7 protein-coding genes are annotated in these 8,523 nt (G+C 59.6%); all 7 read left to right on the top strand.

Translation table 11 applies throughout. The features are described from left to right. Positions 1 to 269: 269 nt before the first annotated feature. From GEAM_RS11505 to GEAM_RS11535, 7 genes are read left to right on the top strand one after another with little or no spacing between them, the layout of a single operon-like run. Complete coding sequence (locus GEAM_RS11505) at positions 270 to 1,910, top strand: TIGR04028 family ABC transporter substrate-binding protein (protein ID WP_034791596.1); 1,641 nt, start codon at positions 270 to 272, stop codon at positions 1,908 to 1,910. 16 nt (positions 1,911 to 1,926) lie between these two features. Then, the gene (locus GEAM_RS11510) at positions 1,927 to 2,871 is read left to right on the top strand and encodes an ABC transporter permease (RefSeq protein ID WP_034791598.1); all 945 of its coding nucleotides are present in this window, start codon (positions 1,927 to 1,929) and stop codon (positions 2,869 to 2,871) included. Further along, on the top strand, positions 2,868 to 3,743 hold the full coding sequence (locus GEAM_RS11515) for an ABC transporter permease (protein WP_034791600.1): 876 nt from the start codon (positions 2,868 to 2,870) through the stop codon (positions 3,741 to 3,743). The genes GEAM_RS11510 and GEAM_RS11515 overlap by 4 nt, the downstream gene beginning before the upstream one ends. Next, positions 3,740 to 5,392, top strand: a complete 1,653-nt coding sequence (locus tag GEAM_RS11520; RefSeq protein ID WP_034791603.1) for a dipeptide ABC transporter ATP-binding protein — start codon at positions 3,740 to 3,742, stop codon at positions 5,390 to 5,392. Before GEAM_RS11515 ends, GEAM_RS11520 begins: the two co-directional genes overlap by 4 nt. Before the next feature lie 23 nt (positions 5,393 to 5,415). Next, entirely contained in the window at positions 5,416 to 6,456 is a 1,041-nt protein-coding gene (locus GEAM_RS11525; protein ID WP_034791606.1) for a putative FMN-dependent luciferase-like monooxygenase, read from the top strand. Positions 6,457 to 6,465: 9 nt separating this feature from the next. Further along, a complete protein-coding gene (locus GEAM_RS11530) occupies positions 6,466 to 7,578 on the top strand; it encodes an alkylhydroperoxidase domain protein (RefSeq protein ID WP_034791609.1) in 1,113 nt (370 codons plus the stop codon). Beyond that, complete coding sequence (locus GEAM_RS11535) at positions 7,571 to 8,452, top strand: VOC family protein (protein WP_051899488.1); 882 nt, start codon at positions 7,571 to 7,573, stop codon at positions 8,450 to 8,452. The genes GEAM_RS11530 and GEAM_RS11535 overlap by 8 nt, the downstream gene beginning before the upstream one ends. Positions 8,453 to 8,523: the final 71 nt, after the last annotated feature.

Genomic DNA, 8,523 nt, shown 5'->3' on the forward strand with positions numbered 1-8,523 from the left:
CCGGTGTGGCGGCAGCGCACGGTCTTGAATTTGAATTTAAATTTGAAGATTTAAAGTTTTAAAGCGGGTTTGGGCAGCCAGCCCCAAAGCCCCCAAACATGGCTCAATGTTCAATACATTCCTATAGAAACTTTCTCGCTATTGATAGCTAAATTCCTTCGTTTATATCCATTTTAAAAAGGTTTGTTATAGAACCACTACTTTAGTTCTAAAGCCGTCACGGCGGACTTCGGTGGTGCTCACTTGCCAATAATAAGAAGGGTATATCCATGCAAAACATTCGCCGATTGAACGCGGTTTCCCGCGCTCTGGCTTTAGGACTTTTATTAACCACCACCAGCGCGGCTATGGCTGCTGACGGAACGCCAGTTCAGGGCGGCACCTTGGTTTATCTTGAACAGCAGGCTCACACCAACTTATATCCACCGGCGGGCGGCTTCTATCCGAACGGCGGTATCCTTAACCAAATTACCGACAAGCTGACTTACCAGAACCCGGAGACACTGGCGATTGAGCCGTGGATAGCCGAGTCATGGTCTTTCAATGCGGATAAAACCGAGTACACCTTTAAAATTCGTCCGGGGGTCACCTTCTCTGACGGCACGCCGCTGGATGCCAACGCCGTGGCGAAGAACTTCGACACATACGGCTTAGGCAATAAAGAGCATCACTTGCCGGTGTCCGAAGTGATTAACAACTATGACCACAGCGAAGTAGTTGACCCGCTGACGGTGAAATTCTTCTTCAAGAAATCCTCGCCGGGCTTCCTGCAAGGCACCGCCACCATTGGCTCCGGCTTAGTATCACTGAGCACGTTAAACCGCGATTTTGACTCGCTGGGCGATGCCACCCACATCATCGGCTCTGGCCCGTTTGTGGTCAGCAAAGAAACGCTGGGGCGCGAAGTCGATTTAACCGCGCGTAAAGACTACAACTGGGGGCCGAAAAACCTTAAGCAGCAGGGCCGCGCTAACCTTGATGGCATCAAGGTAATCGTCACCAACGAAGACAGCGTGCGCATTGGCGCGCTGCTGGCCGGTCAGGCTGATTTTATTCGTCAGGTTCAGGCTTATGACGAAAAACAGGCCAAAGACCAAAACTTCCCGATTTACGCCGCACCAACCAAAGGCGTCAACGACGGTATCGCCTTCCGTCCTGATAACGCGCTGGTTTCTGACCTTCGCGTGCGTCAGGCGCTGCTGCACGCCACCAACTCTAAACAAGTGGTCGACACCCTGTTCTCCCCTAACTATCCGCAAGCCACTTCGGTGGTGGCCAAAACCGCCGCGGGCTATGTGGATTTGAGCAACAAACTGACCTATGACCCGGCGCAGGCCAAAAAGCTGTTAGACGAAGCTGGCTGGAAAGCGGGGCCGAACGGCGTTCGCCAGAAAGATGGCAAAACCCTCTCTCTGACCGTGTATGAATCCCTGCCACAGCCGCAGAACAAAGAAGTGCTGCAACTGGTTTCCCAGCAGTGGGGTCAGGTCGGCGTGAAGCTGAATATCTTGGCGGGTGACGCCGGTAGCCGCGTGGCGGATAACCTAGACCCAGAGAAAACTGCGGCTTACGTGGTGGAAGTCGGTCGTGCCGATCCGGACGTGATTAAAAGCGCCTTCTACCCAACCAACCGCGACGTGCTGCTGCAAAAAGGTGGATCGAGCAGCAAGGTGAAGAGCTTCCGTGACGACAAACTCAACGACCTGCTGACGGCGGTCTCGGCCGAAGTCGATCCGAAAAAACGCTTAGCGCTGACCGGCGACGTGCAGAACTACTTGTTGGATCAGGCTTATGTCATTCCAATTTTCGAAGAACCGCAGGTGTTTGCCGGTGCTCCATACCTCAAAGGCGTGAACTTTGAAGCCGTGGGCCGCCCAAGCTTCTACGGCGCATGGTTGGAAAAGCACTAACAGGCAGGAGTAGACAATGAGCCGATACTTTAGTGGTCGCATCGGGCAGGCAGTGTTGGTGCTGTGGGCGGCGTTTACCGTCTCCTTCATCCTGCTGCAAGTGCTGCCGGGTGACGCCATCCTTATCAAATTCCAGAATCCCGATATGGGACTCAGCCCGGCGCAGATCGCGGATATGCGCGCGGTGTACGGAGCAGATGTGCCGGTTTGGCAGCAATATCTGCACACGCTGGGCAATTTCCTGCGCGGCGATTTGGGTTATTCGATTCAGGCTGGCGTGCCGGTGACGGAGCTGCTGAGCAGCAACTTCCCGCCGACGCTGCGACTGGCGGTACTCGGCTTTATCTTGGCGGCGGTGGTGGCGGTTGCCATCGCCTTCCTCTCCAGCCTGCTGCATTTCGGCTGGCTGAAGTCGGCGTTCCAGTCACTGCCGTCGCTGTTTATTTCGATCCCAACCTTCTGGCTCGGCATTGCGCTGATCCAGTTCTTCTCTTTCCACTTACGCTGGATCCCGGTGATTAATCCGGGGGAATGGGTCGGGCTGATTCTGCCGATCGTCACACTGGCGGTGCCGATTTCAGCCCCGCTGGCGCAGATTTTGATCCGCAGTATCGATCAGGTGCAAACCCAGCCCTTCGTGGCCGTCGCTCGTGCCAAAGGCGCGTCGCGCAGCGGCGTGTTGTGGCGTCACGTGGCGCGCAATGCCCTGCTCCCCGCCCTGACCATTGCCGGTTTGTTGTTTGGCGAGCTGATTGCCGGAGCACTGATCACCGAAACCGTCTTTGGCCTTAACGGGCTTGGCCAGCTGACCCAGCAGGCAGTCAACAATCAGGATGTGGCGGTGTTACAGGCCATTGTGGTTATCTCCGCCGCCGCCTTCGTTGGCATTAACTTACTGGTCGACTTGGTTTATCCGTTACTGGATCCGCGTCTTAAATCCACTGCCGGAGCTCACGCATGAGTAGCTTACCCATTGAGCAGTTAGGTCAGGAGAAAACGCGCCTCGCGCCTCGCCCAAAAACCCGCAGCGCCCTGTTCACTCGCGTCAAGCCGGGGCTGATTCTGGCCTGGGCGGTGATGATCGTGGTGATTTTGTGGGCCATCGCACCGAGCCTGTTTACCTCTTATAGCGGCACGGAAGGCATTGCCGGAGCGCAGCGTCTGGCCCCGCAGGCCGGACACTGGCTAGGCACCGACCAGCTGGGCCGCGATGTCTACGCGCGCATTGTCTACGGCGCGTCGCACTCGCTGTCCGGTGCGCTGGTCGCCGTGGCGCTGGGGCTGGTGCTTGGCACCGCGCTTGGGCTGTTTGCCGGCGCAGTTGGCGGTTTTGCCGACACCCTGGTGATGCGCATTGTTGACGTGCTGCTGTCGATCCCGGGCCTGCTGCTGTCGCTGTCAGTGATTATTCTGCTCGGCTTCGGCACGGTTCACGCGGCGATTGCCGTCGGGGTCACCTCGATTGCCAACTTCGCCCGCCTTGCTCGTTCAGAAGTAGTGTTGGTGCGCCACAGCGACTATGTCGAAGCGGCCTATGGCAGCGGCGGCACCTTCTTCGCGGTACTGTGGCGGCATATTTTGCCCAACTCGCTGACCGCCGTGCTGGCCTTTTCCGCCCTGCAATTTGGTAGCGCAATCTTGGCGATTTCCACCCTCAGCTTCTTGGGTTACGGCACCCCGCCGCCAACCCCGGAGTGGGGTCTGCTGATTGCCGAAGGGCGTAACTACATCTCCACGGCATGGTGGCTCACCACCTTCCCCGGCATCGTGGTGGTGTTGGTGGTGCTTTCCGCCAACCGTATTAGCCAATCTTTCCGCAGGAGCCGCCGATGAGCCTGAATGTCAGCTTTAACCGCACCGCCGCCGAGCAGCGCACGCCGGTGCTGGCGCTGGAAGATGTCTCCATTGCTTACAGCAGCGGCACGCAGAGCCAGCGCGTGGTGCATAACGTCTCCTTCTCGATTTATCCGGGTGAAGTGGTGGCGCTGGTCGGCGAGTCCGGCTCGGGCAAAACCACCACCGCGCAGGCGATTATCGGCCTGTTGGCGGAAAACGGTCATTTGCAGGAAGGAGCGATCCGCCTCAATGGCACCGACATCAGCCAGTGGTCGCAGCGCCGTCTGGACGCCCTGCGCGGCGCGCGCATTAGCCTGATTCCTCAGGACCCGACCAGCTCGCTCAATCCGGTGAAGACCATCGGCGCGCAGGTAGCGGAGATCTTGAACATTCACCGCCGCCTGCCGCGCAAGCAGCGTGACGAGCGCGTGGTGGAGCTGCTGGCTCGCGTTGGCCTTTCCCACCCCGAGCTGCGCGCCAAGCAGTATCCGCACGAGCTTTCCGGCGGCATGAAGCAGCGCGTGCTGATTGCCATCGCCATTGCGCTGCAACCGGCGCTGATTATTGCCGACGAGCCGACCAGCGCGCTGGACGTCACGGTGCAAAAACGCATTCTGGACCTGATTGACGAGCTGCGTCAGGAGTTCGGCACTGCCGTGCTGTTCGTCACCCACGACCTCGCGGTGGCCGCCGAGCGCGCCGACCGCCTGCTGGTGTTCCGTCACGGCAAAGTGCAGGAACAGGGCATTACCGCCGAGGTGCTTAGCGCGCCGAAAAGCGAATACACCCGCCAGCTGTTTGCCGACGTCCCCGCCCTCTCCGGCAAACATCGCGCGTCGCTGCGCGCTACTGGCGGCGAAGCGATTCTGCGGGTTGAGAATCTAGTGAAGGACTTCTCACTGGGCGGCAAAGGCAAACCGGCTTTCCGCGCTGTGGACCATGTCTCCTTTACTATCGCGCGCGGCACCACCCACTCGCTGGTTGGGGAGTCAGGCTCTGGCAAGACCACGCTGGCACGTATTCTGCTCGGTTTCCAGCGCCCGGATTCAGGCAGCGTGCTGATTGACGGGCAGGACATCACTCAGTTGAAAGGCGAAGCACTGCGCCAGCTGCGTAAACAGATTCAACTGGTATATCAGAACCCATTTGCCTCACTCGACCCTTCGCAAACCCTGTTTAAGGTTATCGAAGAGCCGCTGCTGAATTATGAACCTATTGCCGCCGACGAGCGCCGCCGCCGGGTGCACAGCATTGCCCAGCGCGTGGCGCTGCCGCTGGAACTGCTCGACCGCAAACCGCGCGAGCTTTCCGGCGGGCAGCGTCAACGCGTGGCCCTCGCCCGTGCGCTGATCCTCGAACCCAAGATTTTGGTGCTGGATGAAGCCACCTCGGCGCTGGACGTCACCGTGCAGGCGCAGATCCTCAGCCTCTTGCAGGAGTTGCAGGACTCCCTCGGCCTGACCTACCTCTTTATCTCTCACGACCTCGCCACCGTCCGGCAGATTTCGCACAGCGTTTCGGTGCTCAATCGCGGCCAGCAGGTGGACTCCGGCGACGTCGAATCGGTGTTTGCTCATCCGGGCAGTGATTACACCAAAGAACTGATTAATGCGATCCCGGGCAATGGCCGTCATCGCGCTGCATAACTGAACAGCGTTAAGGAATTGAAATGAGTACAAAACGTCTTGGCTTTTTTACCCGTTTATTGGATGACGCCAGCCCGCAGGAGCGTTATCGCTTAGCCACTGAGCAAATCGTCTTCGCCGAGCAGCAGGGCTTTGATGCTGCATGGGTGGCGCAGCACCACTTCCACGAAGCCGAGGGCGGCCTGCCCGCGCCGCTGGTGTTTCTGGCACAGGTGGCGGCGCATACCCGCTACATTCGTCTGGGGACCGGCGTTATCACGCTGGCGATGGAAAATGCGCTGCGCGTGGCCGAAGACACCTCAGTGCTGGATTTGCTCTCCGGCGGGCGTCTAGAAATTGGCTTAGGGTCGGGCGGCACGCCGACCTCATTCCCGCCATTTGGCTTAGAAAGCAGCCAGCGCGGCGCGGTGTTTAGTCAGAACCTCGCCACCCTATTGCAGGCGTGGCGCGGTGAGCCACTGGCTGGAACCGACAACCGTTTGTACCCGGTGGCACCTCAGCTAGTGAACCGCGTCTGGCAAGCGACGTTCTCGGTCGAAGGCGGCACGCGCGCGGGCTTGGCAGGTGACGGCCTGATGCTGTCACGCACCCAGCCTCGCCCGGCGGATGCGCCGAACCTGACGCTGGCCGAGATTCAAAACCCGATTATTGATGCCTATCTTGCCGCCCTGCCCGCGGGCGTTGAGCCACGCATTATGGGCTCGCGCACTGCCTTTGTGACCGAAGACGGCGCCGAAGCGCGCCGACTGGCTGAAAAAGGCCTGCGCCGTCAGGCTGAGAACCATCGCGCCAATGGCCAGACGGTTCACGGCGACACCTTGGATGACCATATTCGCGCCTTTGACGCGCACATTGGCTCGCCGGATCAGGTGATTGCGTCCCTGAAACAGGACAGCGCGCTGGCGCGGGTGACCGACCTGTCATTCCAGGTTCACTCGATTGACCCGCCACACCCGTACATTCTGCGCTCCATCGAGCTGCTGGCCCGCCACGTCGCGCCAGAGCTGGGCTGGACGCGCCGTACACCAAAATCCGTGACTTCACCTCTGCACGAACTTGTTTAAGGAAACGCCATGACTACCGCTCAAGCTCAAGATTTGCTCGACCAACTGGCTGTGATTGACGCTGGTTCAGAACTGGCGCAGGCGCGCGAAACCCGCGATGCCGCCACCCGTCACGCTCAAGGAAGCTACGAAACCATTTTCAGCGCCGACGACGGCGTGGATTTCACCTTAGCCGAACGCCTGTTGTTGGCTGAAAACGTCGCCCGCTGGCATGGCGATAGCCAGCTAGCTTCCCACTATGCCGAGCGCCTGAACGCCCTGCCCGACCAAGGCAACACCGCGCGTTTGGAGTCTGCTCTCGACCACGGCGAACGCCTGAGCTTTAAACCGGCCAGCGCCACCGCCGCCCATTTACAGGCTTTGCAGCAGGCTGGCTGGTCATTGGACGCCATCGTCACCCTGTCGCAGCTAATTGCTTTTGTCAGTTTCCAGACGCGCCAACTGCGCAGCTATCGCCTGATTGGCGGCCATTCGGTGGAGAACGCCAGCGACCGGAAAATCGCCGCAGGCTACTGGCGTCACGATGGCAAAACCCACAGCGGGCGTTCTGCACCGAAGGTGTTTACTCAGGCCGAATTGGGCTGGGAGCCGTGGATCCCGTCGAAGAAGCTGGAAGAGTTTGATGCCGAACAGCAGGCGATTCTGGCGCGCTTCGGCCATACCGATTCCGACTATTTCCGCCTGTTGGGCCGCAACCTGCCGGTACTTGAGCAGCGCACCCTGACCGACAAAGGTATTTTCTACACCAGCGGCGGCCTGCCGCGCAAAGAGCGTGAAATCGCCGCCACCGTTGCCAGCAAAATCAACGGCTGTATCTACTGTGCTTCGGTGCATTCGCGCAAAGCCAGCCAACTGTCCAAGCAGACCGAAGACGTGCAGCACCTGATCGACACCGCGCCGGGCGGCATTCTCAGCGAGGGGCAATCCCCGCGCTGGCAGGCACAAATCGACTTCGCCGCCGCGCTCTCCGCCACGCCCCCGACCGCCAGCAGCGCACATATCGCCCGCCTGCGTGAAGAAGGGCTGAGCACGCTGGAAATCGTCGATTTAGCGCAATCCACCGCCTTCTTCGCTTGGGCCAACCGCCTGATGTTAACGCTGGGAGAACCTTTTGATGACTGAGATTTCAACCCCTGAGCAGGCAGCAGCAACAAAAACAGCCATCACGCCGCGCCTCGACCACGCGGTGATTAACGTCGCTGGTCTGCTGGATCACGCCCAGCAGCAATTTCGCCGTTTAGGCTTCCAGCTCACGCCTCGCGGGCATCACTCGCTGGGATCGAGCAATCATCTGGCGATTTTCGGCGAGAACTATCTTGAGCTTTTAGGCTATGAGGCCGCCAACGAGCACACCCGCAAAGACCTGTGGCTCGCGCCGCTCGGCCTGACCGGATTGGTGTGGAAAACGCAGGACGCCTCGGCGGTGTTCCAACATTTGCAGCAGCAAAATATCGCGGGTTCAGCGCCCGCCGATTTTTTCCGCCCGGTGCAGCTTAACGACGGCTCCGAGCCAAACGCGCGTTTTCGCACCGTGCCGCTCTCCGCCGAGCGCGTGGCCAATGGCCGCAGCTTCTTCTGCCAGCACCTCACGCCGGAACTGGTGTGGCGCACCGAGTGGCAGCGCCACCCGAACGGGGTGAGCAATATCACCGGATTTGTTATTGCGACCAACGCGCCGCAGGAGACCGCCAGCGTCTATGCCGAGTTGTTCGGCGAGTCAGCGCTGAGCCACGGCCCGCATGGTGAAGTGGAGATCAAAGCCGGGCGCGCCACGGTACGTTTCATCACCCCAGAACGCGCCACCGCCCTGTTCGGCAAAATCCCCGAAGGAGAAAACGGCACCGCCCGCATGGTCGCGCTGGAGTTTGCGACCGCGTCGCTGGACTTGGTGCGGCAAAGTTTGAAAGTCGGCGAAATTGCGTTTTCGGATACGCCAGAGGGCGTGGTGGTGCGGGCTGAAGATGCACTTGGGGTGGCGTTGAGTTTTAGGGACTAGGCGAGTCTGGGGGCGCTTTTAAATTCAACGTCAAAATCGTGCGCTGCCGCCACACCGGTCTGAAAGTCAAC

Source organism: Ewingella americana ATCC 33852 (genome assembly GCF_000735345.1).
GTDB lineage: Bacteria > Pseudomonadota > Gammaproteobacteria > Enterobacterales > Enterobacteriaceae > Ewingella > Ewingella americana.

Excerpts from the sequence above, each read along its gene's own strand:
- GEAM_RS11505 (WP_034791596.1), top strand. The coding sequence starts at position 270 with ATGCAAAACATTCGCCGATTGAACGCGGTTTCCCGCGCTCTGGCTTTA.
- GEAM_RS11510 (WP_034791598.1), top strand. The coding sequence starts at position 1,927 with ATGAGCCGATACTTTAGTGGTCGCATCGGGCAGGCAGTGTTGGTGCTG.
- GEAM_RS11515 (WP_034791600.1), top strand. The coding sequence starts at position 2,868 with ATGAGTAGCTTACCCATTGAGCAGTTAGGTCAGGAGAAAACGCGCCTC.
- GEAM_RS11520 (WP_034791603.1), top strand. The coding sequence starts at position 3,740 with ATGAGCCTGAATGTCAGCTTTAACCGCACCGCCGCCGAGCAGCGCACG.
- GEAM_RS11525 (WP_034791606.1), top strand. The coding sequence starts at position 5,416 with ATGAGTACAAAACGTCTTGGCTTTTTTACCCGTTTATTGGATGACGCC.
- GEAM_RS11530 (WP_034791609.1), top strand. The coding sequence starts at position 6,466 with ATGACTACCGCTCAAGCTCAAGATTTGCTCGACCAACTGGCTGTGATT.
- GEAM_RS11535 (WP_051899488.1), top strand. The coding sequence starts at position 7,571 with ATGACTGAGATTTCAACCCCTGAGCAGGCAGCAGCAACAAAAACAGCC.